This is a genomic window from Stenotrophomonas sp. S41 (assembly GCF_016624625.1).
In the GTDB taxonomy this organism is placed as follows: domain Bacteria; phylum Pseudomonadota; class Gammaproteobacteria; order Xanthomonadales; family Xanthomonadaceae; genus Stenotrophomonas.
Map to the genome: position 1 here is coordinate 22,205 of NZ_JACVTV010000007.1, position 23,984 is coordinate 46,188.

22 protein-coding genes are annotated in these 23,984 nt (G+C 68.8%); 14 read left to right on the forward strand and 8 right to left on the reverse strand.

Features of this window, described 5'->3' with window-relative positions; genetic code table 11:
• Positions 1-33: 33 nt before the first annotated feature.
• Positions 34-681 carry a SmQnr family pentapeptide repeat protein gene (smqnr, locus tag IAE56_RS02950; protein ID WP_200751403.1) on the forward strand — a complete coding sequence of 216 codons (648 nt, stop codon included), beginning with the start codon at positions 34-36 and terminating at the stop codon, positions 679-681.
• A 60-nt stretch (positions 682-741) separates the two neighbouring features.
• Here smqnr and IAE56_RS02955 read toward each other — a convergent pair whose 3' ends face one another.
• Positions 742-2,121: a PLP-dependent aminotransferase family protein gene (locus IAE56_RS02955; RefSeq protein WP_200751404.1), complete on the reverse strand. Its 1,380-nt coding sequence runs from the start codon at positions 2,119-2,121 to the stop codon at positions 742-744.
• A 130-nt stretch (positions 2,122-2,251) separates the two neighbouring features.
• On the opposite strand from IAE56_RS02955, the gene IAE56_RS02960 reads away from it, so the two are divergent.
• The 5 genes from IAE56_RS02960 (at position 2,252) to IAE56_RS02980 (ending at position 8,684) form a co-directional block, all read left to right on the forward strand.
• Positions 2,252-3,115, forward strand: a complete 864-nt coding sequence (locus IAE56_RS02960; protein ID WP_108767998.1) for a DMT family transporter — start codon at positions 2,252-2,254, stop codon at positions 3,113-3,115.
• A gap of 102 nt (positions 3,116-3,217) precedes the next feature.
• The gene (locus IAE56_RS02965; RefSeq protein WP_108767999.1) at positions 3,218-3,820 is read left to right on the forward strand and encodes an ECF-type sigma factor; all 603 of its coding nucleotides are present in this window, start codon (positions 3,218-3,220) and stop codon (positions 3,818-3,820) included.
• The gene (locus IAE56_RS02970; RefSeq protein WP_200751405.1) at positions 3,817-6,504 is read left to right on the forward strand and encodes a tetratricopeptide repeat protein; all 2,688 of its coding nucleotides are present in this window, start codon (positions 3,817-3,819) and stop codon (positions 6,502-6,504) included. Before IAE56_RS02965 ends, IAE56_RS02970 begins: the two co-directional genes overlap by 4 nt.
• A 374-nt stretch (positions 6,505-6,878) precedes the next feature.
• Entirely contained in the window at positions 6,879-7,757 is an 879-nt protein-coding gene (locus IAE56_RS02975; RefSeq protein ID WP_200751406.1) for an SDR family NAD(P)-dependent oxidoreductase, read from the forward strand.
• Between the two features lie 39 nt (positions 7,758-7,796).
• The gene (locus IAE56_RS02980; protein WP_200751407.1) at positions 7,797-8,684 is read left to right on the forward strand and encodes a LysR family transcriptional regulator; all 888 of its coding nucleotides are present in this window, start codon (positions 7,797-7,799) and stop codon (positions 8,682-8,684) included.
• A gap of 496 nt (positions 8,685-9,180) precedes the next feature.
• Here the strand turns inward: IAE56_RS02980 and IAE56_RS02985 are convergent, their stop codons facing one another.
• Positions 9,181-9,975 (reverse strand): hypothetical protein, encoded by a 795-nt coding sequence (locus tag IAE56_RS02985; RefSeq protein WP_200751408.1) that lies wholly within the window; start codon positions 9,973-9,975, stop codon positions 9,181-9,183.
• Positions 9,976-10,007: 32 nt separating this feature from the next.
• Complete coding sequence (locus IAE56_RS02990) at positions 10,008-10,901, reverse strand: LysR substrate-binding domain-containing protein (protein ID WP_200751409.1); 894 nt, start codon at positions 10,899-10,901, stop codon at positions 10,008-10,010.
• A 106-nt stretch (positions 10,902-11,007) separates the two neighbouring features.
• On the opposite strand from IAE56_RS02990, the gene IAE56_RS02995 reads away from it, so the two are divergent.
• Together IAE56_RS02995 and IAE56_RS03000 are read left to right on the forward strand one after the other, a co-directional pair.
• Positions 11,008-12,525, forward strand: a complete 1,518-nt coding sequence (locus IAE56_RS02995; protein WP_200751410.1) for an MFS transporter — start codon at positions 11,008-11,010, stop codon at positions 12,523-12,525.
• A 98-nt stretch (positions 12,526-12,623) separates the two neighbouring features.
• Positions 12,624-12,797, forward strand: coding sequence for a hypothetical protein (locus tag IAE56_RS03000; RefSeq protein ID WP_164073627.1), 174 nt, complete (start codon positions 12,624-12,626; stop codon positions 12,795-12,797).
• Here the strand turns inward: IAE56_RS03000 and IAE56_RS03005 are convergent.
• A complete protein-coding gene (locus IAE56_RS03005; protein ID WP_200751411.1) occupies positions 12,794-13,198 on the reverse strand; it encodes a GFA family protein in 405 nt (134 codons plus the stop codon). The genes IAE56_RS03000 and IAE56_RS03005 overlap by 4 nt on opposite strands.
• A gap of 172 nt (positions 13,199-13,370) precedes the next feature.
• On the opposite strand from IAE56_RS03005, the gene IAE56_RS03010 reads away from it, so the two are divergent.
• Complete coding sequence (locus tag IAE56_RS03010; protein WP_200751412.1) at positions 13,371-14,348, forward strand: DUF4105 domain-containing protein; 978 nt, start codon at positions 13,371-13,373, stop codon at positions 14,346-14,348.
• Positions 14,345-16,366, forward strand: coding sequence for an alpha/beta hydrolase (locus IAE56_RS03015; protein ID WP_200751413.1), 2,022 nt, complete (start codon positions 14,345-14,347; stop codon positions 16,364-16,366). Before IAE56_RS03010 ends, IAE56_RS03015 begins: the two co-directional genes overlap by 4 nt.
• Before the next feature lie 93 nt (positions 16,367-16,459).
• Here IAE56_RS03015 and IAE56_RS03020 read toward each other — a convergent pair whose 3' ends face one another.
• Positions 16,460-17,881, reverse strand: coding sequence for an MFS transporter (locus tag IAE56_RS03020; protein ID WP_200751414.1), 1,422 nt, complete (start codon positions 17,879-17,881; stop codon positions 16,460-16,462).
• A gap of 29 nt (positions 17,882-17,910) precedes the next feature.
• Here IAE56_RS03020 and soxR point away from each other — a divergent pair, with 29 nt between their 5' ends.
• On the forward strand, positions 17,911-18,345 hold the full coding sequence (soxR, locus tag IAE56_RS03025; RefSeq protein WP_200751415.1) for a redox-sensitive transcriptional activator SoxR: 435 nt from the start codon (positions 17,911-17,913) through the stop codon (positions 18,343-18,345).
• 46 nt (positions 18,346-18,391) lie between these two features.
• Here the strand turns inward: soxR and IAE56_RS03030 are convergent, their stop codons facing one another.
• Positions 18,392-18,994, reverse strand: a complete 603-nt coding sequence (locus tag IAE56_RS03030; protein ID WP_200751416.1) for a short chain dehydrogenase — start codon at positions 18,992-18,994, stop codon at positions 18,392-18,394.
• Between the two features lie 96 nt (positions 18,995-19,090).
• Here IAE56_RS03030 and IAE56_RS03035 point away from each other — a divergent pair, with 96 nt between their 5' ends.
• On the forward strand, positions 19,091-19,963 hold the full coding sequence (locus IAE56_RS03035; protein ID WP_200751417.1) for a LysR family transcriptional regulator: 873 nt from the start codon (positions 19,091-19,093) through the stop codon (positions 19,961-19,963).
• 117 nt (positions 19,964-20,080) lie between these two features.
• Here the strand turns inward: IAE56_RS03035 and proC are convergent, their stop codons facing one another.
• Positions 20,081-20,902, reverse strand: coding sequence for a pyrroline-5-carboxylate reductase (gene proC, locus IAE56_RS03040; RefSeq protein ID WP_200751418.1), 822 nt, complete (start codon positions 20,900-20,902; stop codon positions 20,081-20,083).
• A gap of 16 nt (positions 20,903-20,918) precedes the next feature.
• Positions 20,919-21,596, reverse strand: a complete 678-nt coding sequence (locus IAE56_RS03045; RefSeq protein ID WP_200751419.1) for a YggS family pyridoxal phosphate-dependent enzyme — start codon at positions 21,594-21,596, stop codon at positions 20,919-20,921.
• Between the two features lie 87 nt (positions 21,597-21,683).
• Here IAE56_RS03045 and IAE56_RS03050 point away from each other — a divergent pair, with 87 nt between their 5' ends.
• Together IAE56_RS03050 and IAE56_RS03055 are read left to right on the forward strand one after the other, a co-directional pair.
• The gene (locus tag IAE56_RS03050; protein WP_004147099.1) at positions 21,684-22,721 is read left to right on the forward strand and encodes a type IV pilus twitching motility protein PilT; all 1,038 of its coding nucleotides are present in this window, start codon (positions 21,684-21,686) and stop codon (positions 22,719-22,721) included.
• Positions 22,722-22,817: 96 nt separating this feature from the next.
• Positions 22,818-23,969: a PilT/PilU family type 4a pilus ATPase gene (locus IAE56_RS03055; RefSeq protein ID WP_200751420.1), complete on the forward strand. Its 1,152-nt coding sequence runs from the start codon at positions 22,818-22,820 to the stop codon at positions 23,967-23,969.
• Positions 23,970-23,984: the final 15 nt, after the last annotated feature.

Consider the following 23,984-nt stretch of genomic DNA (forward strand, 5'->3'; position numbering starts at 1 on the left):
GGGCAACGACCGAACATGATTGGATCCAACTGAATGCCCTCCGCTGTCCATCACCGCCTGCGCATCGCTGGCGACCAGTACGCCGGCCAGAAAGTGGTCGACCAGCAGTTCCACGGATGTGATTTTTCCGGTGCCGACCTGACCGCCACCGAGTTCGTGAACTGCAGTTTCTATGATGCCGAAAGCCGCACCGGCTGCCGCTTCAATGGCGCCACGCTGAAGGAAGCCAGTTTCCGCAGCTGCGACATCAGCATGTGCCATTTCAACTTCATCAAAGCGCTGGGCCTGGAAATCAGCGAGTGCCGCGCGCAGGGCGCGGATTTCAGCAACGCCAGCTTCATGAACCAGATCACCACGCGCACCTGGTTCTGCAGTGCCTTCATCAAGAAATCGAACCTGCGTTACGCCAACTTCTCGCGGGTGACGCTGGAGAAGTGCGAGCTGTGGGAGAACCGCTGGGACGGCGCCAACGTCAGCGGCGCCAGTTTCGCCGGTTCGGATCTGTCGGCCGGCCAGTTCGAGGGCATCGACTGGAGCAGTGCCAACTTCACCGACTGCGACCTGACCGGTTCGGAGCTGGGCGACCTGGACCTGCGCGTGGTGAACCTGCGTGGTGCCCGCCTGGATGTGCAGCAGACGGCGCTGTTGATGCAGCGCATCGGCATCACCGTGGTGCCGTAGAGTCGAGCTTGCTCGACTGGGTCTGCTGCATCCACAGCCATCAGTCGAGCAAGCTCGACTCTACGAAAGCGCCCGCGCCAGCACCTGCCAGATGCGCGGGTCCTGGCACTGCGACACGTTGAAGCGCACATAGTCGGCCACGCGCTGCGATTGGCTGAAGGCATTGCCCGGCGCCACCACCACGCCTTCGCGCAGGCAGTGCCGGGCCAGCGCCGCGGCGTCGCGGCCATCGGGCAGCTGGCACCACAGGAACAAGCCGGCTTCAGGCACCAGCCACGGCGTGATGCCCAGGCGCTGCACCTGCCGCAGGGTGTGCTTGCGGGCATCGGCCAGGCGCGCGCGGATGGCCTGCATGTGCCGGCGGTAGCCGCTGTCGGTCAGCGCAATGTGCATCAGGTGCGCGGCCAGGTGGCCGCCGCCGAAGCTGGTGGCCAGCTTCAGGTCGACCAGTGCGTCGATCCAGTCCGCGCGCGCAGCGATGTAGCCACAGCGCGACGCGGCCGAGACGGTCTTGGAGAAGCTGCCCACGTGGATCACCCGTGACAGCCCGTCCAGTGCGGCCAGGCGCGGGGCAGGGCGCAGCTCGAAGTCGGCGAAGATGTCGTCCTCGACGATGGTCATCCCGCTGCGTTCGGCCAGGCCCAGCAGCCGGTGTGCGGTGGCTGCCGACAGCACCGCGCCGGTCGGGTTGTGCAGGCCGGAGTTGGTGATGTACAGCCGCGGCGCGTGCGCCTGCAGGGCCGCCGCGAACGCGTCCAGATCCGGCCCGCTGTGCGTGTACGGCACGCCGATGGCCTGCACCTGGTGCGCCTTCAGCAACGCGTGGTAGTTGAAGTAGCTGGGATCGTCGACCAGCACGCTGTCGCCCGGCTTCAGCAGAAGGCGGCAGACCAGATCGACCGCATGCGTGCCCGATTCGGCCAGCAGCACCTGGTCCAGCGGCACCTCGATGCCGAGCCCGGCCGCGCGCCGCTGCAGCGACTGGCGCAGCGACGGCAGCCCGAGCGGGCTGGCGTAGTCGGTGAGTGCTGAAGGCTCGGCACGCGCCATCCGACGCAGGCCGCGGCGCAGGCCGTCCTGGTACAGCCACTCGCTGGGCATCCAGCCGCAGCCGGGCTTGAGGTGTTCGGCCGGCGTTTCCAGCGATTGCCGCGACACCCATAGCGGGTCCACCGCGCGATCCTGGCGTGGCTCGATCGCCGCCAGGGCCAGCGGCGGCAGCGGCCCGGCCACGTAGAACCCCGAGCCGGCGCGCGCGGCGATCACGCCTTCGGCCGCCAGCCGCTCGTAGGCCTCGACCACGGTGGACACCGAAACGCCCATGGTCGCCGCCTGTGCGCGCACCGAGGGCAGGCGCGCGCCGGGTCCATCCTGGCGTGCGGCGATGCGCGTGCGCACGGCATGGATGACGCTGTCGATACGGCTGGGGGATCGGGACATGGCGGCGACTGTGTGGGAAGTGTGACCAGTACAGTTACTTGCGACTGTACTGGATTGTAGCTGGGTGCAGGCGTGCGGCAATGGCCCAATGGCTGCCCGGGCCAGTGGTGCCATCGCAACGGATATCAGCGTGGAACGGTCGGCACGTGGGTGGATCAACGGCTTCATCGGTGTGGTGATCTTTGCAGGCTCGCTGCCCGCCACGCGCCTGGCAGTGCTGGAGCTGGATGCCGGCTTCGTCACCGCCGCGCGCGCCAGCATCGCCGCCGTGCTCGGCCTGGTCCTGCTGCTGGCCCTGCGGCAGCCACGGCCGGCGCGCGCGGACCTGCCCGGCCTGGCGATGGTCAGCCTGGGCGTGGTGGTGGGTTTCCCGTTGCTGACTGCGCTGGCCCTGCGCCACGCGTCGTCGGCCCACACCATCGTCTTCGTCGGCCTGCTGCCGCTCAGCACCGCGCTGTTCGGCGTGCTGCGCGGTGGTGAGCGGCCACGGCCGGCGTTCTGGCTGTTCTCGCTGTTGGGCAGTGCCTGCGTGGTCGGCTACGCGGCACGCAACGGCATCGAGGCCTCGCTGCAGGCCGATCTGCTGATGCTGGCAGCCATCGTGGTCTGCGGACTCGGTTACGCCGAGGGCGGGCGCCTGGCCCGGCATCTGGGCGGCTGGCAGGTGATCAGCTGGGCGCTGCTGCTGGCGTTGCCGGTGATGCTGCCGCTGATGGTGGTGATGCGCCCGGCCTCTTTGGGAGCCATCGGCGCACCGGCCTGGTGGGCACTGGGCTATGTGGCGGTATTCAGCATGCTGGTCGGCTTCCTGTTCTGGTACCGCGGGCTGGCCCAGGGCGGCATTGCGGCCGTCGGCCAGCTGCAGCTGCTGCAGCCGTTCTTCGGCCTGGCGCTGGCGGCGCTGCTGCTGCATGAAACGGTCAGCGCCGGCATGCTGCTGGTGACCCTGGCGGCGGTGGCCTGCGTGGCGGGAGCGCGCCGCTTCAGTCGATGACCGCGGCGGTCCCGTGGCACGCTGTGTGTCGGCCCGCGATGTCGCGTTTGGCCCGCCATGGGCAATAATGCGATCTCTACCAGGGCATGGATCGCGATGTAGATGACGGTTTCCGGATCGCCTGCCGACGATGGCGTCACCACGCTGCTGAAGCGCTGGAGCACGGGCAACGATCTGTCCGCGCGCGACCGCCTGCTGCAGATGCTGTACGCACAGCTGCGTGGCATGGCCGCGGTGCGACTGAGCGGTGATTCGCCCGGCCTGCTGCAGCCGACCATGCTGGTGAACGAGGCGCTGATGCGCATGCTCGACCCCGGTACGGCCTACAACGATCGCGTGCACTTCCTGGCCCTGGCGGCGCTGAAGATGCGCAGCGTCATGGTCGACCATGCACGTGCGATGGGTGCGGCCAAGCGTGGCGGCGACCAGCTGCATCTCACTCTGGAACACGCGGACCGCGAAGGCGTGGACGACCAGGATGCCGTGGACGTGCTGGCCCTCGATGCGGCACTGCTGGCCTTGGCCGATGTCGATGCACGCGCCAGTTCCACGGTCGAGTGGATGTACTTCGGCGGCATGCGCCGCGAGGAAATCGCCGCGGCACAGGGCGTCTCGGTGCCGACCGTCGATCGCGACCTGCGCTTCGCCAAGGCCTGGCTCAAGCGCCACCTGGGTGGCATGCCGTCACGGGATGACGGTGCATGAACGACGCGGTGGACTGGGGCGCGGTCCGCGCGCTGTTCGATTCGGTCTGCGAACTGCCTGAGCCGCTCTGGGAGAGCGAGCTGCATGCCCTGACCGGCGACCCTGCGCTGGTGCATGAGACGCTGGCCCTGCTGCGCGCGCAGACCCAGGCCCTGGGCGGCATGCAGGCTTCGATCGACAAGGTGCTCGCTTCGCTGGATGCAGATGACATCCAGGTGGGGCAGCTGATCGGGCCGTGGCGGCTGGTACGGCTGCTGGCGGCCGGGGGCATGGGCCGGGTCTTCCTGGCCGAGCGTGCCGACCAGCTGTATCGCCGCCAGGTGGCGATCAAGGTGATGCGCCGCAGCCTGGATCCCGCGCTGGCGGAGCGGCTGCAGGCGGAGAGCCAGATCCTGGCCGACCTGCAGCACCCCAATATCGCCCACCTCTATGACGTGGGCCGTGCGGGCGCCGACCAGCCTTACCTGGTGATGGAATTCATCGACGGGCAGCGCCTGGATGAAGCCTGCCGCTCGCCGGACATCACCCTGACGGGGGTGCTGGGCCTGTTCTGCAAGGTCTGCCGCGCGGTGCAGGCCGCGCACGCGCAGGGCGTGATCCACTGCGACATCAAGCCGGCCAACGTGCTGGTGCGCAGCGATGACGAACCGGTGCTGCTGGACTTCGGCATCTCGCGGTTGATGAGTGATGGCAGCAGCGAGGTGGGCGCCTACGCCACGCCGCGCTACACCAGTCCGGAGCGGCGCTCGGGACGGCCGGCGGCGGTGGCCGATGACATCTACAGCCTCGGGGTGATGCTCGACGAACTGCTGGCGCTGGGTGGTCCGGCCGTGCGCCTGGATGGCGACCTGATGGCCGTGGCCGCGCGCGCCCGCGCCCCGGTCGCCGCCGATCGCTACGCATCGGTGGATGCGCTGGCCGAAGACGTGATCCGTTTCCAGCAGCATCGCCCGGTGCGTGCGCTGCGCCCCAGCCGCGTGCGGCGCGCACGCCTGTTCGTGCGCCGGCAATGGCGGGCCTGCGCCGTGGCAGCCTGTGCGCTGCTGATGGCGGTGGGTTTCGTGCAGCGCATCGGCGATGCCCGCGCCCGCGCCGAAGAGAACGCGGCGGCCGCCTCCGGCATCGCCGATCTGCTGGTGGCAGCGTTCGATTCGGCGGAGCCGGGCATCCGCGGTGACCGCCCGATGACGGCGCGCGAGGTCCTCGATCTCGGTGCGCTGCGGATCGACCAGGACATGTCCGCCTCGCCGCTGGTGCGTGCGCGGCTGCAGGCCGCACTCGGCCGCGCCTACCGCAACCTGGGCCAGCCGCGCGAAGCCGGCGCGCTGCTGCAGAGCGCCGTGCTTGGCCTGCGTGACGCCGCTGCGCCACCGCACGAGATTGCCGCGGCTGAGGCGGCCCGCGCCCTGCTGCAGGTGGAGGACGGCCAGCAGGATGCCGCGCTGCAGGGAGCACGCCGCGGGCTGGCGCTGCTGGAGGACGACGATGACCCCGGCGTGCGCATCGACCTGCTCAATGCCGTGGGGCGCGCCCACGCCAGCCGCGAGGATTTCGATGAAGCCGCCGCCGCCTATGCGGAGGCGCTGGCGCTCGCCCGTCACGGCACCGGCGTGGCAGCCGACGCTGGCCTGATGACCACGCTGTCCAACCTGGGCACGCTGTACCGGTCGCAGGGCAAGCTGCCGCTGTCCGAGCAGACGCTGCGCGAAGCCGCCGCCATCGGTGGCGATGCGTCGCCCCTGCACGGGCCGGCCCGCCTGCGCGTGCTGCGCTCGCTGGTCTACACGCTGCTGGCGCAGGGGCGTGCCGACGAGGCGATGCGCCTGGCCGAAGAGACCTTCGCCATCACCCGCCAGCTGTTCGGCACCGGCAGCAGCTACACGGCTGCGGCCGAAGCAGCGCTGGCCGGCCAGTACCTCGATCTGGGCCGCTACAGCGAATCGCAGCAGCATTTCGATGCGGCCATCGCCACCAGCGTCCGCGTGGACGGTGCCGACAGCCTGGCCTACGCCGGCATGATCTACGGCCGGGCCATCATGGAGGAGGCGCGCGGTGACCTCGCCACGGCCGAGCGGGGGTACCGGCAGACGCTGGCCCTGCACCAGCGCCTGCTGGGCAACCAGCATCCGCGCAGCCTGGACGTGCAGATGGTGCTGGCACGGCTGCTGATGCGTGCCGACCGCACCGACGATGCCGAGCCGCTGCTGCGCGAAGTGGGCGAGGTGTGGCGGAGGACCCTGGCGGCAGATTCACAGCAGCTGGTGACGCTGGAACTGGTGGAACTGGAGTGGCTGACCCGCGCCGGTCGCATCGCCGAAGCGCGCGAAGCGCTGGCCGCGTTCGATCGCCGCAATCCCTCGCCGGTGCCGAGCCTGGCGCTGCGCCAGCAGATGCAGGCCGCGCTGCTGGCCCAGCGCGGTGGCGACAGTGATGCCGCCGCGCGCTGGGCGACGGTGGTGGCTACCTTCGAGAGTTTCTACGGCGCCGATTCGACGGCAACGGCGAAGTGGCGCATTCCCTACGCGGAGAGCCTGCTGCAGGCGGGCGATGCGGCAGCGGCAACGGCCCAGCTGCAGCGCGCCCGTCCGCAGCTGGTCGGTCTTTCGCCGCATTCAGAGTTCCTGCTGCGCGCGGCGGCCCTGGACGCGCAGCTGGGCAACGCGAAGGTGGCCGGGGCGCGATAGGTTGCATGCGGTTTCTCCGATTGTTCCATGACAGGCATACGCACTGCAGGGACAACAGGGGAAACGCAACATGCACGAAGATCAACCGGTCCACCGCCCGGAAAAGCGGAACAGCGGGCTGCTGCACCGATTTGCCAAGGCCTACGGCAAGGCACGGGAATGGCACTGCTCGCGCCTGCGTGCATCAGTGGTCGGGGTGCGCTTTGCGGTATGGGGGGACAGCGGGCGCTTCACCTCGCATGGAGGATGGCGCATTTCGCGCATCAGCCGCAGCGATTGGGATGCCTGAAGCCATGGGCGATACGCAGCGGCTATCGTGCGCGGGGGAAATCGGTATTGGCCGTAGCGTGGGGGCATCGCCCATGCTGCGGCGGATGAAACCTTCCCCCATTTCCTTTGCAGGCCAGGTCGGCCTGGTGACCGGCGCGGCCGGTGGTCTCGGCCTGGCCTACAGCCGTTTGATGGCCCAGCGCGGCGCGCACGTGGTGATGCATGACGTGGGTGCCGGCCTGGATGGTCGCGGCAGCGACGCCAGCCGCATCGGCGACGCGGTGGCTGCACTGCAGGCACAAGGCCTGTCGGTAGAAGCGGCCTCGGGCGCGATCGACGAGCGTGCGTGCTGCCACGCACTGGTCCGCGACGTGCTGCAGCGGCACGGCCGCATCGATTTCATCGTGCACAACGCTGGCTGGGTGGCGTACGAACTGCTCGAGGCAGTGGATGACGATGCGCTGGAGCAGATGCTGCGCGTGGCAGCCAAGACGCCGCTGTGGCTGGCCCAGGCCGCCTGGCCAGCGATGCGCGAGGCCGGTGGTGGTCGCATCGTGGTGACCACCTCCGACCGCGCGCTGTACCCGCAGTACGCGCAGAAGGGCCTGGCCGGTTACGCGATGGCGAAGATGGCCGCGCTGGGGCTGGCCAACGTGCTGGCGCTGGAGGGCGCCGAGCACGGCATCGTGGTCAATGCGGTTTCGCCGGTGGCCAAGACCCGCATGTGGGGCATCGATGGCGAACCCGACGAACTGCACCCGGACGCGGTGGCCAACGGCGTAGCGTTCCTCGCATCGACGCGCTGTCGCGAAGGCGGCTGGGTGCTGCGTGCGAGCAACGGGCAGTTCCATGCGTTGCGCCTGCAGGAAGCCGAACACGTGGGTTACCCGCGCGACCTGCGTGCGGTCGTCGCGGACAGCATCGAATCGGTGGCCCTGCAGTGGCCGGTGATCGCCCGGCCGAGTGTCGACGCACGCGGCTGAGCGCGTACCCTAGGCAGCCCCCCCGCTGCCTGTGTCGACATGATCGATCTGCGCCTGCTCCGCCAGTTCGTGGCGGTGGCCGAAGAACTGCATTTCCATCGCGCCGCCGCGCGCCTGCACATGTCGCAGCCACCGCTGACGGCGGCGATGCGGCGGCTGGAAGATGAGGTCGGTACCCGCCTGATCGTGCGCGGCAACCGCACGCTGGGGCTGACCGCCGCCGGGCAGACCCTGCTGGTGGAAGCGCGTGCCACGCTACAGCAGGCCGGTCAGGCCCTGCAGCGCACCCGCGAAGCGGCGGCCGGGCAGATCGGCAGCCTGCGCGTGGGTTATGTGGGCAGCGCCCTGTACGGTCGGCTGCCGGATCTGATCCGCCGGTTCCGCCAGGCATTTCCGCAGGTGCAGCTGCACCTGCAGGAGGCCACCTCGCGGCAGCAGCAGCAATGGCTGCGCGAGGAGCGCATCGACCTCGGCGTGTTGATCCCGCCCATTCCATCCACCGAACTGGCGTTGCAGAGCTTCGACCACGATCGCCTGGCCATCGCCTTGCCGCGCAGCCACGCTTTGGCCGCATGCGAGCCGCTCAGCGTGGCGATGCTGGTGGACGAACCCTTCGTGTCCTGGCCGGCAGGCGAGGGCATCGGCTTCCATGCGCAGGTGCTGGGCCTGTGTACCTCGGCTGGATTCACCCCGCGCGTGGTGCAGGAAGCGCAGGGCATGCATGCGGTGCTGTCGCTGGTGGCGGTGGACGCGGGCGTGGCGATCGTGCCGGCCAGCATGGCCAGCTTCCGTCCGCAGGAAGTGGTGTACCGCGTGATCGATGGCGCCGAGGCTGGTTTCGAACTGCAGTTCTGCACACGGCCAGGCGCGGCGGGGCCGGTGCTGCAGCACTTCCTGGCGATGGCTGCCGGGCCGGATCTGTCGTGATCGACATCGTGGCATGCGTTCGCCGGCCACGCAGCACCTGGTACGCGGGCTGCAGCACGCTGCTGCGCCGCTGTGCGTGCTCCGCAGGGCAAGGGTTTCAGGGCAGCGGGATGACGATCCGTAGATTCCTGATCGGTGCCTGCGGGTAAGCCCTACAGCCAGCGTCGGTGCAGGCGGTCAGCATCCCTTCGCCGGCTGTCATGGCTGGCTGGGATTGGCGTCCCACAAACAACTCTGGCGCGTGTCCGGAAAGATGTCCAAGGAGGGCGTTTTCCGGATGACGCGGCCCGCTGGTCCGTGGTGGGTGATGCGTGGGGATCACCGCGATCCGCCGGTCCGCTCCAGAGTTTTCCGGTACGCCAACCCGCATCGCCCGCCGCCCATCCACGGCATTGCGTGGATGTGAGCGCTGCAGCTCTGTGCAGGCAGAGCGCACCTCATCTGGGGAGTGGCGGCGGGTGATGCATTTATCGCGGGTGTGGCGGTTGGTTCTGGACTAAGGCAACAGGTCGCGCGTCATGCGGAAGACATCGGTGACCACGTACAGGCCGGAGTGCCGCGCAAGGTGCGCGCTGTCCGGCCCCTGCGCGATGCCGCTGGCCAGCAGGCGGAACTGGTGGGCGGGGTCGGGCTGGTACTGCAGGCGGTACAGCGCGTAACGGTCCAGGTATTCGCAGCCGTCGTTGAGCTGCTTGCCACGGGCGATGACGCCCTGCAGGTGTTCCCATGCCAGCGGCGTGTCCTGCACGATGTCGTAGAACTCGACGATGGGCGCGCCCTGGCTGACCTCCAGTACGTGGAAGGCATGGTGGCGGTCGCCCACCTGCATGCCGACCACGTCACCGGCGCGCCACGCGGTGTGCGCTTTCGCATGCGAGGGGCGGCGTGCCGGCATCAACGCGGGGCTGCGCAGCAGTGCCTCGATATCCGCGCGGCGACGGTGAAATACGTCATTCAGCGCCACGGCGGCATTCAAGGCGGCGATCGCCGCAACCGCTGCGTCGGTCAGTTCCGCATCGGCAAAGCCCTGGCGATGCAGGCACACCGCCAGCGCCAACGCGGTCTTGTGGACATACAGCGGCGCGACCTCGGCCGGATCGGCCTGCAGGATGCAGTTCCAGCGCAGCAGTACGTTTTCGATCACCTCTGCACCGATCTTCGCAGGTTCGCGCTCGGCCGCTTCAGGGGGGAGTCGCGCCCAGAGCGCGCAGCGCTTGACGTCGCCGTCGATGGCCTCGACCAGCCCGGCGGCGGCGAGCAGTTTCAGTACGTCCAGGTGTTTGATCGCCATGTACGCGGCCGCTTCCGATAGGGCCGCCCAGTCTATCGAGCGTCGAACAGGTGTTCGACCATGTAGTCGATGAACACCCGCAGGCGCGCGCTGGGCTGGCGATTGCCGGGCCACAGCAGCGAAAACTGGCCCTGCTGGTGTGGCAGCGCGGGCAGCACATCCTGCAGGCGACCATCGGCGAGCGCGTCGGCCGCAAGGAAGTCAGGCATCCAGCCGGCGCCCATGCCGCCGATGGTGGCCGACAGCATCGCCTCCATGTTGTTGCAGGTCATGCTGGTGGCCATGTCGGCGGCGGCGTCGCCGTGGTGGCCGGGCAGGGACCACGGCTGCAGCTTGCCGCTGCTGGGAAAGCGGAAGCGCACCGCCGCCAGCCGCTGCAGGTCCGCCTGCTGCTGCGGCATGCCGCATGCCTGCAGGTACTGCGGCGACGCACACACCATGAAACGGAACGTGCCCAGCTGGCGTGCCATCAGGCTGGAGTCGGCCAGCTCGCCGCTGCGGATCACCGCATCCAGTCCTTCGTTGACCACATCCACCAGCCGGTCGTTGAAATCCAGTTCCAGCTGCACCTGCGGATAACGCTGCTGGAAGCCGGGCAGCACCGGCACAAGGAAGCGGTAGCCGATGGTCGGCAGGCCGATGCGCAGTACCCCGCGCGGTGCATGCTGCCGATGGGCGAGATCGGCCTGGGCCTCGGACAGCTCATCCAGTGCACGGCGGCAGCGCTGCAGCAGCAGTTCGCCTTCGTCGGTCAGGTGCAGGCGTCGGGTGGTGCGATGGAACAGGCGCGTGCCGAGGTCCTGTTCCAGCCGGGCGATGCGCTTGCCGACCGCCGAAGCCGTGAGGCCGAGCACGCGGGCGGCGCCGACGATGCTGCCGGCTTCGGCAGTGCGGACAAAAGCGAGCAGGGCGGAAATCGAGTCCATCCTGGGATCATTGCGGAATGTATGGACGCAATCAACATCCTCACAGCGTGTTTTTCCAAGGCTGACGCACATTCATCATCACGGCCCTTCGTAAAAGGAGGACCGCATGGCCCCCCGTTGTGCCCAGGATTCCCTCGCCGCTGGACGCGGTGCGCTGCTCGCCGTGTGCCTGGCCGCGCTTGCGCTGCCGCTGGCCTTTTCCGCAGGTGCGGTGGTCGTCCCGTCGCTGCAGCCGGGGCAGGGCGTGTCGCCGCTGGCGCTGGCCTGGGTGACCAATGCCTTCATGCTGACCTTTGGCGGCCTGCTGCTGGCGGCCGGTGCGCTGGCCGACCGGCTCGGCCGGCGTCGCGTGTTCCTGGCCGGAACCGCCGGCTTCGCCGCCACCACCGCCTGCGTCTGCCTGGCGCCTGACCTGGTATGGCTGGATATCGCGCGCGGCCTGCAGGGCGTGGCCGCCGCTGCCGCGCTGGCCGCGGGCACCGCAGCATTGGCGCACGCCTGGCAGGGGCCGGGCCGTGCACGCGCGTTCGCCCTGCTCGGCACCACCTTCGGGGCCGGCCTTGCGCTGGGACCGCTGCTGGCCGGTGCCCTGCTGCAGCTGGCCGGCTGGCGCAGCGTGTTCGCCACCAGCGGCGTGCTGGCCCTGCTGGCCTGCGCGCTGGGCGCGCGCGTACTGCGCGAAAGCCGTGGCAACCGCGTGCGCCTGGATGTGGCGGGCATGCTGGTGTTCAGCCTGATGCTGGCCAGCCTGACCCTGGCGCTGCTGTGGCTGGGCGAGTACGGCATCGGCATGCCGCGCGTGCAGATCGCGTTCCTCGCCTGCGTCGTGCTGGCGTCGCTGTTCGTCTGGATCGAGCGCCGGCAGGCAGCGCCGCTGCTTGATCTCTCGCTGTTCTCGCAGCGCGCCTTTGTCGGCGTGCAGCTGCTGCCGGTGGCAACCTGCTTCGGCTACGTGGTGCTGCTGGTGGTGCTGCCGCTGCAGCTGCTGGGCGTGCACGGGCAGGGCACGGGCATCGTCGGCCTGCAGATGCTGGCGCTGTCGGCGCCGTTGCTGGTGCTGCCGATGCTGGCCGCGCGCTGGGCGCAGCACGTCGGCAGCACGCTGCTGTGCACGCTGGGCCTGCTGCTGTGCGCGCAGGGCCTGTGGTGGTTGTCGCGGCATGCCGCCACGCCGGTGCCGGTGCTGTGGATTCGCCCGTTGCTGCTGATCGGTGCGGGCGCGGCGCTGCCGTGGGGCCTGATGGACGGCCTGTCGGTCAGCGTGGTGCCGGTGCAGCGTGCGGGCATGGCCGCCGGCATGTTCGGCACCGTGCGCGTGGCCGGCGAAGGCATTGCCCTGGCGGCGGTGACCGCGCTGCTGGCGGCGCTGATCGGACGCCACCTGCCGCTGGCATGGCCGGAGGCCACGGCATCGGCATCGATGTACCTGGTGACCGGTGATCTGGAAACCGCGCAGGCATTGCTGCCGCACGCCACGGTGGCCGAACTGAAGCAGGCCAGTGGCGAGGCGCTGGCCACCCTGTTGCGCGTGTTGTCCGCGCTGACCGTTGCCTGCGCGCTGCTGCTGCAGCTGCTGCTGGGGCGTAGTGCCCCGTCGCATGAAGGCGTGGCCGACACGGTGTAAGAAGCGCTGGGTGTCATCGCGGTGTAGGCAAGGACTCACGCGGCCTATGCCGTTGCACGCCTAGAGTCGGTCATCCCCGTCCCCCACGGAGACCTGCCATGTGGCTGCTTGATCATCTCTGGCCCAGCCGCCGCCCGTTGCCGCCGCCGATGGCCCTCGAACCGCCATTGCCACCGCGCAGGCCGTGGCTGAAGCGCCCTGCACGGGCCGGGCGCAGCGGCATGGCGCCGTGGCAGAAGGTCGCCCCGGCCACGCGCCGCACGCGCCACTAGGTCGTGCGGTCGGCGGGGTGGTTGACCCCGTCATTGACCGGGATGATGCCCAGCGCAAAGGGATCGATGCCTTCCAAGCAGGCGACGTTGTAGCCGTACTGGTCCGGGTTGGAGCGGCGCCGGTGATGGGTGTAGATGCCGCAGACACCGCAGAAGTAATGCTCCGCCACGTGGGTGTTGAACTGGTACAGGCGCAGCTGGTCCTGGCCGCGCACCACCTGCAGCCCCTCGCGGGTGACGCTGGCGGCGATGGCGCCGCGGCGTCGGCACATCGAACAGTCGCAGCGGCGCGGGTCGACGATGCCCTCGGGCAGATCCAGCAGCAGCTCCACTGCGCCGCAATGGCAGGTGGCACGGTGCCGGGGCTGCACGGCCACGCCGGCTACGGAGGTGATTCCCATCGCTGTTCCCCGCTGTGGTGACCCGGCCAGTATGCGCTGACAGGCCGGCCCGTGCCCGTTGCTGAATGGGCCGGTGATGCCAGCGTCAGCCAGCTTGTGGCTAACTATGCCGCCCCCCGTACGCGACAGGATGCCCGTGAGAGCCGCAGGACGTTGGATGACAGGATGTGCCATGGCGCTGCTGGCGCTGTGGGTGGCCGGTTTGTTCGCCTACCAGCTGCCCGGGCCGGGCTGGCTGTCGGCGGGCGTGGCCGTGCTCTGGCTGCTGGCGGCGCTGTGGACGGCGTTGATGGTGGCGCGCGGGAAAGGCACGAAGCGCTGGACCGGCTTCTACGTGGCGTCGGTGGCACTGGCGGGCCTGTGGTGGCTTCTGCTGACCCCGCGCCAGGACCGCGACTGGGCCGACGACGTGGCCCAGCGCCTGCACGTTGAATCCTTTGATGGCCGCCACGTGGTACTGGACAACGTGCGCGACTTCACCTGGCGCACGGAAACCGACCATGACGCGCGCTGGGTGCGCCGCGAATACGACCTGGACCAGCTGCGCTCGGCCGATCTGGTGTTGTCGTACTGGATGGGCCCGGCCATCGCCCACACCCTGGTGTCGTTCGGTTTCGACGATGGCCGCCACCTGGTGTTCTCGCTGGAGATCCGCAAGGAGCAGGGCGAATCGTTCTCGGCGCTGGGTGGCTTCTTCCGTCGCTTCGAGATGACCCTGGTTGCCTCGGAAGAGACCGACATCCTGCGCACGCGCACCAATGCCCGTGGCGAGGACGTCTACCTGTACCGCCTGCATGGGCTGGACCGCGGCCAGCTGAAGGCGCTGTTCGCCGCCTACCTCGATGAGGCCAAGCAGCTGGACGCAGCGCCGGCGTTCTACAACACGGCCACCAGCAACTGCACCACGATCGTCTTCGATCTGGCCCGGCATATCGCCCCCGGCCTGCCGCTGGACTATCGCCTGCTGCTGTCCGGCTACCTGGCTGAGTACGCACAGGAGGTGGGGGCGCTGATGCCCGGCGTGCCGTATGCCGAGCTGCACGCCAAGGGCCGCATCACCGAGCGCGCGCTGCACATGGCCGCGGGCGAGAACTATTCCACCGTGATCCGCCGCGGCATTCCCGGCACCGAGCAGGACCCGCAGCAATGACCCTCGATTTCCCGATCCGCTGGCAGCGCGTGCTGCCGGCGCTGCTGGCTGCGTTCGTCCTGCTGGGTGGCAGCGGCTGCGCCATGGTTACCGTCAAGCAGGTGGCGTCCAGCGATTCGCTGGTGAACAAGCGCGCCGACGTGCTCAATACCGGCAAGCTCAGCCCGGCCTCGCGCGAGACGCTCAGTGCCGCCGGCCTGGACGAATCGCAGTGCGAAAAGGACTTCCTGGTCTGCCGCAGCACGCTGCTGATGACCGATGACCTGAATGTCGAGCAGCGGCTGTCGACCCTGTCCGAACTGTGGGTGAAGGCTGCGCTGGCACTGACCCCGAAGAAGCACGCCGCCGGCGAGCCGCCGATGAGCGATGCCGCACTCGATGCCTGGCTGGAAGCCGCGCGCTACGGCTATGCCTACCTGTTCTTCAGCGGTCGCTCGCCCTCGGACCGTGCGTTCGAGGACCGGCAGACGCAGGTGCGCGATTACTACAACTACGCGGCGGAAAAGGCCGCCGTGGTGCTGTTCGCGCGTGCGCGGGCGGCGGCGCTGGCCGGCGAGGATTACACCCGGCCGATGTCCGCCGGCAGCTGGACGCTGGCCGCCAACTACGAGCAGCTGGCGCTGAAGAGCATTCCTTCGCAGCTGGTGCCGGCCGGTTCGGTCAGCTTCGTCGGCCTGCGCAGCACCTACCGTCGCGATGGTTTCGGTGCCGAACTGGTGATGGTGATGGACCCGCCGAAACTGGTGGTGCCGGTGGTGGCCGCCGACGGACCCAAGGCTGAGACCCCACCGGACGAAGATGACGGCGCGCGCGGTCGCCGCCATCGGCATGACGACAGCGTGCCCGAGTTCAGCGAGATGTCCTCGGTCAATGTCACCGCGCTGCTGCGCTTCGAGGGCGACAGCCTGGACGATGTGATGCGCACGCGGCGGGTCGAACTGGATGCTTATTCGCCGGAAGCCACCGAGCGCATCACCCTGCATGGCGAACAGGTGCCGCTGGCCGGCAACTTCACCGCGGCCTATGGCCTGTGGCTGGCGCAGAGTGGCTTCGCCACGCAGTCGCTGCGCACGCTGTTTGGCCTGAGCGAGGGCATCGGCGAGCCGCACATCTACCTGATGCAGCCGTGGGACCCGAACCGCCGCATCATCTTCATGCTGCACGGCCTGGCCAGCAGCCCGGAGGCCTGGGTGAACCTGGCCAACGAGATCATGGGCGACCCCGAGCTCCGCCGGCAGTTCCAGGTGTGGCAGGTCTATTACCCGACCAACGCGCCCATCGCGCTGAACCGCTACGAGATCGCAAACGCCTTCAATGACACGTTGCAGCACTTCGACCCCAGCGGGAACACGCGCGCGTCGAAGGACATGGTCTACATCGGCCACAGCATGGGTGGCGTGCTGGCGCGGCTGCTGGTCAGCGATTCCGGTGATGTGCTGTGGAACGACCTGCTGGCCAACTACGACCTGAAGGGCGAGCGCCTGAAGCGCGTGCAGGGCAAGCTGGGGCCGCTGCTGCATTTCAAGGCGCAGCCGAACGTGGAGCGCGCGATCTTCATCGCCGCTCCGCACCAGGGCACCGACATCGCCGGCAACAAGGTCGGCCGCCTGATCGGCCGGCTGGTGCGCCTGCCGCTGACCATCCTGGGCAAGTTCGAGGATGTGTTCCTGGCGCTGGCGCAGGCCGAGCAGCAGGTCGATGGTACCGCCAAGCCGAAGATCCCCAACAGCATCGACAACCTCAAGGCCAGCGATCCGTTCGTGAAGGCCGCCGCGCAGCTGCCGATCGAGCCGGGGCTGAAGTACCACTCGATCATCGCCCAGCGCAAACCGGAACTGCCGCTGGAGAAATCCGACGATGGCCTGGTGCCGTACTGGAGCGCGCACCTGCCGGGCGCGCAGTCGGAGAAAGTGATCATCTCCGGGCACAGCGTGCAGGAAAGCCCGCAGGCGGTGCTGGAAGTGCGGCGCATCCTGCACCGTGACATCGATGAGGTGGCGACCGGTAACCGGCCGTGACATGCGGGGGTCGGAGCCGTTTTCTGCGAAAGCGGAGCAGACCCCGGGGTCAGATCCCTTTCCGCAGGAAAGGGCTCTGACCCCAAACAGCGACTACACCCGCCGCGCGACCACCGCGCCCAGCACCGCCAGCCCCACCGTGATCGCCAGGCACAGCACGTAACCGGTGTGCGGCGCCTGCTCGATGAACAGCGCGAACAACGCACCCGACAACGCAAGCGCGGTAGCCACGCACAGCGCCTCGCTCAACTGCAGGGCCGAACTGTTGCGGCCCTGTTCCTGCGGCGCGGACAGCGACAGCGTCAGCACCGACAGGCTGGCGTAGATCATGCCCATGCCGAAACCGGTGACCGTCCAGCCGAGCAGCGCGACCGGCAGCGGCACCGCGTTGAACAGCACCGCCAGGGTGGCGGTGATGCCGATGGTCATCAGTACCGTGCCCACGCGCAGCAGCTGCTGCCGCGACCAGCCGCGCTGCTGGTGGCCCTGCAGCCATGAGCCACTGAACCAGCCCAGCGCGCCCAGGCTGAGCACGGCGCCGGCCCAGCTCGGCGACAGCCCGCGCTCGCGCTGCAGCAGCAGTGGCAGGTAGGCCTCGCAGGCGAAGAACGCCGCGGCGGCCACGCCACGCAACGCGATCACGCTGGGCAAGCCGCGGCGCAGGCGCAGCGTGCCCGGCGGCAACAGGCGGTGCCCGCACAGCAGCAGCCCGACCACGGCCACGCCCATGCAGGCCAGCGCCGGCACGCCCTGCTGCTGGCCACCGAAATACAGCAGCAGCGCGGCCAGCGATGCACCGATGGCCCAGCGCACGACATCGCCGCTGTTGTCCTCGTCGCGGGCTTCAACGGGCGCCTGCCGCGCCAGCGCCGGGCGCAGCATCAACGCCGCCGGAATCGCCAGCAGTGGCACGATCAGGAACACCCAGCGCCAGCCCAGGTGCTGCACGATCAGGCCGCTCAGCGCCGGCCCGACCATCGACGGCACCACCCAGCCGGCTGAAAACGCAGCGAAGACCTTCGGCCGCAGCCCCTCGGGATAGTTGCGGCCGACCATCACGTACAGCGCCACCGAGATCGCGCCGCTGCCCAGGCCCTGCAGCAGGCGCCCTGCGACCAGCGTGCCCATGCGCGTGGCCAGGCCGGCCAGCAGCAGGCCCAGCACGAAGCAGGCCAGGCCCCACCACAGCGGTCGCGCCGGGCCGCTGCGGTCGGTCCAGCGCCCGGCCACGGTCATGCCGACCACGCTGGTGGCGAGGGTGCCGCCGAAGGCCAGCGCGTACAGGCGCAGGCCATCCAGTGCCTCGGCCACGGTGGGCATCGCCGCGGCCACGGCCAGTGCTTCGAAGGCGAGCAGGGCGACCAGCACGACCATGCCGATGGTGGTGCTGCGGTGGGCAGGCGAAAGGATGGAATCGGGTGCGGACGTGGCCGTCGCTGGTGCTGCGGTGGGGGTGTTCATGCGGGGGAAGATGCTCGGGCCGCGCTTGTCATCCGGCGGCGAAGGACGCAGCATGACACCTGAACCATGGTTGAGGTCAAGCAATGCAGGAAGCGGAACTGAGCGTGGGTGAAGTGGCCCGTCGCAGCGGCGTTGCGGTATCGGCGCTGCACTTCTACGAGCGCAAGGGCCTGATCAGCAGCCTGCGCACGGCGGGCAACCAGCGCCGCTATGCGCGCGACGTACTGCGCCGCCTGGCGGTGATCCGCGTTGCGCAGCGCGTGGGCATGCCACTGGAAGCGGTGGCCCGCGCATTCGAGACCCTGCCGCAGGGCCGCGCGCCGACCAAGGTCGACTGGGCGCGGCTGTCCGCGCGCTGGCAGCAGGAACTGGAAGAGCGCATCCACATGCTGCAGCTGCTGCGCGATGAACTGACCGGCTGCATCGGCTGCGGCTGCCTGTCACTGAAGCGCTGCCGCCTGGCCAACCCCGACGACGTGCTCGGCGAACGCGGCGACGGCCCCATGCGCTGGGGCTGAGCCGCCTCCGGTAGCGCCGGGCCATGCCCGGCGTCGGTTGCCGCAGTTACCAGACGGTGAGGGTCTCGCCGCTCTGGATGCCTTCCACGGCACGCTGGAAGGCCAGTGCCGCACGCTGCGCGGGTACGGCTTCGAAGCCGGGGAAGTAGGGACCGTAGGACGCCAGCGATTCGGCCAGCACGTTCGGGCTGACCGCGTTGATGCGCAGGCCGCGCGGCAGCAGTTCGAGCGCGGCGGCGCGCACGAAGCCTTCCAGTGCCTGGTTCACCGCGGTGGCGTTGACGCCGTCGCGGATCGGCTGCGCGCTGATGATGCCGGTGGTGAGGGTGATCGAGCCGCCCGGGGTCAGGTGATGTTGCGCCGCCAGCGCCAACCGCACCTGGCCGAGCAGCTTGTCCTGCAGGCCGCTGTTGAACTGCGCGGCGGTCATCGTCTGCAGTGGCCCGAAATGCACGTTGCCGGTGGTCGAGATCACCGCATCGACCGGGCCGGTCTGGGCGAACAGGGCCGCGACGCTGTCATCGTCGGCCAGGTCGACGCGCAGCGCGCCGCTGCGGCGGCCGGCGGCAAGGATCTCGTGGTTCTGGCCAAGGTGGCGGGCGACCGCCTGGCCGAGGGTGCCGCTGGCACCGACAAGCAGGATCTTCATCGTGGCGTCCTCTTGGGGAAGAACTGCAGTCTGCGCCGCCGGATATGGGTTTGGTAAGCGGCGTATGATTCGCATATTCCTAACCAAGGGTTAGCAATGGATACCTTGCGCTGCATGCAGGCCTTCGTGGCCGTGGCCGAGCACGGCAGCTTCGCGGCGGCCGCCGTGCAGCTGCAGGTGTCGGCGGTGATGGTCGGCAAATACATCCAGCAGCTGGAAGCGCATCTGGGCACCGCGCTGCTGCAGCGGAACACCCGCCACCAGCGGCTGACCGAGGCGGGCGCGGCCTATCTGGCCGGTTGCCGGCAGGTGCTGGAGCAGGTGCAGCAGGCCGAGGCCGATGTGGCCGGGCTGCAGCGGCAGCCGCAGGGCCTGCTGCGGATCAGTGCGCCCACCACCTGGGGCAGCTGCGTGCTGGCACCGTTGCTGTCGGGCCTGCTGCGCGCGCAGCCACTGTTGAACATTGAACTGGACCTCAGCAACCGCCGGGTGGACCTGATCGAGGACGGTTTCGATGCGGCGATCCGGGTCGGGCCGCTGCCCTCGCAGGAACTGGTGGCGCGCCCGCTGCCGCCGTATGCGATGAGCCTGTGCGCATCGCCGGCCTACCTGCGCCGGCGCGGCACGCCACGCACGCCGGCCGACCTGGCCGGGCATGACTGCCTGAGCCATCTGGCCTGGCGCGGCGGCCATGGCTGGCAGCTGGCCAATGGCGAGCAGGTCGATTGGGATGCCCGGTTGACCAGCAACGATGGCTACGCGCTGCGCGAAGCGGCCGTGGCCGGTGCCGGATTGATCCTGCAGCCGACGGCGCTGCTGGCGGCGGATATCGCGGCCGGGCGCCTGAAGCCGCTGCTGCGCGGGTATGTGCCCGAGCCGCGGCCGATGCATCTGATCTACCTGCCGGACCGGAGGCCACGCCCGCGGCTGCAGTGTTTCGTGGAGTACGTGCTGCAGCACGTGGGGTAGATCGACGCCATGCATCGATCCAAGCGGTCAGTAGATCGACGCCATGCGTCGATGCCGGCGTGTCGGTGCACTGGGAAGGCTCCATCCACGCACGGCGTGGATCTACTGGTGGTCGGGTCAATCATTCGCCGCCGACAACGCCCGCCCACGCTGCTGCGCCGCCTGCAGCGCCTTGGCCACCAGCGCCTCGAAACCATCGGCCTGGAAGCTCTCGATCGCCGCCTGGGTGGTGCCGTTGGGCGAGGTCACCCGGCGCCGCAGTTCGGCCGGGCTCTCACCGGCTTCGTCCAGCATCCGCGATGCGCCCAGCAGGGTCTGCACCACCAGGGCGCGCGCTGCATCGGCCGGCAGGCCCTGGGCAATGCCGGCCGCTTCCATCGCTTCGGCCAGCAGGAACACATAGGCCGGGCCGCTGCCGGACACGGCGGTGACCGAATCCATCAGCGCTTCGTCATCAATCCACACCGTGCGCCCGGCGCTGGCCAGCACGCGATCAGCCTGTGCCTGCTGCTGCGCATCCACCGCCGCCGTGGCATACAGGCCGGTCACGCCGGCGCCGAGCAGGGCAGGGGTGTTGGGCATCGCGCGCACCACCGGCAGCGCACCGCCCAGCCAGCGCTGCAGCTGCGCGCTGGTGATGCCCGCGGCAATCGACACCACCAGCGGCGCCTGCGCCTGGGCCAGCGCCTGCAGCGACTGACAGACCTCGCGCAGCACCTGCGGCTTCACCGCCAACAGCCAGGTCTGGCCCTGCGCGGCGGCCTCGGCGGCCGTTTCGTGGGTCTGCACGCCGAAATCGGCGGCCAGTGCCTCACGCAGCGCGGCCACCGGCTCGGCCACGTGGATCTGCGCCGCCGGCACGCCCTGGCGGACCAGCCCGGCAATGAGGCTGCGGGCCATGTTGCCGCCGCCGATGAAGGTGATCGATTCAACTGTCATGCGGGAGTTCCTTGGTTCAGGCCGGGCGCGGGCGCGCACCGAACAGGGCGGTGCCGATGCGCACCAGGGTGGCACCTTCGGCGATGGCCTCGGCGTAGTCGCTGCTCATGCCCATCGACAGGGTGTCCGCCTGCGGATGGCGCGCGGCCAGCGAGTCAAAAAGTGTGCGCATGCGCACGAAGGCGTCGCGACGGCGCTCGGCTTCCGGCCACGGCGCGGGAATGGCCATCAGCCCGCGCAGGCACAGCGTGGGCTCGGCGCCGATGGCCTCGGCCAGCGCGTCCACGTCCTGCGGCGCACAGCCGTGCTTGCTGGATTCATCGTCGATGTTGACCTGGATGAGCACGTTCAGCGGCGAGCGCCCGGCCGGGCGATGGCGGGCCAGGGCCGCTACCAGCTTGGGCCGGTCCACGCTCTGCACCCAGTCGAAGTGGCTGGCCACGGCCTCGGCCTTGTTCGACTGCAGGTGGCCGATCAGGTGCCATTCCAGTCCCAGCGCCTGCAGCGCCTGCATCTTGGCCAGGGCTTCCTGCACGTAGTTCTCGCCGAAGGCGCGCTGGCCCTGCGCGGCCAGGGCGGCCACGGCCTCGGCCGGCTGGGTCTTGGAAACCGCCAGCAGGCGCGGCGGTGGCCGCCCGGCGGCCTCGGCGGCGTTGTGCAGGTTGCTCAGGATCTCGGGCAGGGCAGTGGCCACGTAACGCGTTCCAGTGTGACAGGAGGCTATACTGCCGCCAGGGGAAAGATCCTTCCAGTCGAAGCCGTTATTGGGGAGTAGCCGCTCATGGATATCGCCGAGCTGTTGGCGTTTTCCGTAAAGAACAAAGCGTCCGACCTGCACCTGTCTGCAGGCCTGCCGCCGATGATCCGCGTGGACGGCGATGTTCGCCGGATCAACATCCCGGCCCTGGACCACAAGCAGGTCCATGCGCTGGTGTACGACATCATGTCCGACAAGCAGCGGCGCGATTACGAGGAATTCCTCGAAGTCGACTTCTCCTTCGAGATTCCGTCGCTGGCGCGCTTCCGTGTCAACGCCTTCAACCAGAACCGCGGCGCCGGTGCGGTGTTCCGTACCATTCCGTCCGAGGTGCTGACCCTGGAGGACCTGGCCTGCCCGCCGCTGTTCCGCGAGGTGATCCAGCAGCCGCAGGGCCTGATCCTGGTGACCGGTCCGACCGGTTCGGGCAAGTCGACCACGCTGGCGGCGATGATCGACTACATCAACAAGAACGAATACGGGCACATCCTCACCGTCGAGGATCCGATCGAATTCGTGCACACCTCGCAGAAGTGCCTGATCAACCAGCGCGAAGTGCACCGCGATACGCACGGCTTCAACGAAGCACTGCGCTCGGCACTGCGTGAGGATCCGGACATCATCCTGGTGGGCGAACTCCGCGACCTGGAAACCATCCGCCTGGCGCTGACCGCTGCGGAAACCGGCCACCTGGTGTTCGGCACGCTGCACACCAGCTCGGCGGCAAAGACCATCGACCGCATCATCGACGTGTTCCCGGCCGGCGAAAAGCCGATGGTGCGCTCGATGCTGTCCGAATCGCTGCGCGCGGTCATTTCGCAGGCGCTGCTGAAGAAGGTCGGCGGCGGCCGTACCGCGGCGTGGGAAATCATGGTCGGCACCCCGGCCATCCGCAACCTGATCCGCGAAGACAAGGTCGCGCAGATGTACTCGGCCATCCAGACCGGCCAGCAGTACGGAATGATGACCCTGGACCAGCACCTGCAGGACCTGGTCAAGCGCAGCCTGATCACCCGCAACCAGGCCCGCGAGTACGCCAAGGACAAGCGTCTGTTCGAGTAAGGCGAGGCAACGGTGGGGCGGTGCGCATGCATGCCGCCGTCCCGCGATGTCCTGTCCACCGACCGATCTCTGGCAAACGCCCATTGGGAGCCCGCCATGAACAGCACCGCCAGTACCGCCAGCAGCATCGATTTCACCTCGTTCCTCAAGCTGATGGCGCACCAGCGCGCCTCGGACCTGTTCATCACCGCAGGCATGCCGCCGGCGATCAAGGTCAACGGCAAGATCTCGCCGATCACGCAGACGCCGCTGACCCCGCAGCAGAGCCGCGACCTGGTCCTCAACGTGATGACCCCGGCGCAGCGCGAGGAATTCGAGAAGACCCACGAGTGCAACTTCGCCATCGGCCTGGCCGGTGTCGGTCGTTTCCGCGTGAGCTGCTTCTACCAGCGCAACCAGGTCGGCATGGTGCTGCGTCGTATTGAAACGCGCATCCCGACCGTGGAAGAACTGAGCCTGCCGCCGATCATCAAGACGCTGGCGATGACCAAGCGCGGCATCATCCTCTTCGTCGGCGCCACCGGCACCGGCAAGTCGACCTCGCTGGCGGCGATGATCGGTTACCGCAACCAGAACTCGACCGGCCACATCATCACCATCGAAGACCCGATCGAGTTCGTGCACAAGCACGAGGGCTGCATCATCACCCAGCGTGAAGTCGGCATCGATACCGACAGCTGGGAAGCCGCCCTGAAGAACACCCTGCGCCAGGCGCCGGACGTGATCATGATCGGTGAGGTGCGTACCCGCGAGGGTATGGATCACGCCATCGCCTTCGCCGAAACCGGCCACCTGGTGCTGTGCACCCTGCATGCCAACAACGCCAACCAGGCGATGGACCGCATCATCAACTTCTTCCCGGAAGACCGCCGCAACCAGCTGCTGATGGATCTGTCGCTGAACCTCAAGGGCGTGGTCGCGCAGCAGCTTGTTCCTTCGCCGGATGGCCGTTCGCGCAAGGTCGCGATGGAGATCCTGCTGGGCACGCCGCTGGTGCAGGACTACATCCGCGACGGCGAGATCCACAAGCTCAAGGAGCTGATGAAGGAGTCCGTCGAGCTGGGCATGAAGACCTTCGACCAGAGCCTGTTCGAGCTGTACCAGGCCGGCGAGATCAGCTACGAGGACGCGCTGCGTTACGCCGATTCGCAGAACGAAGTGCGCCTGCGCATCAAGCTCAGCCAGGGCGGCGATGCGCGCACCCTGTCGCAGGGCCTCGATGGTGTGGAGATTTCCGAAGTTCGTTGATCGCTGCGGGCGCCA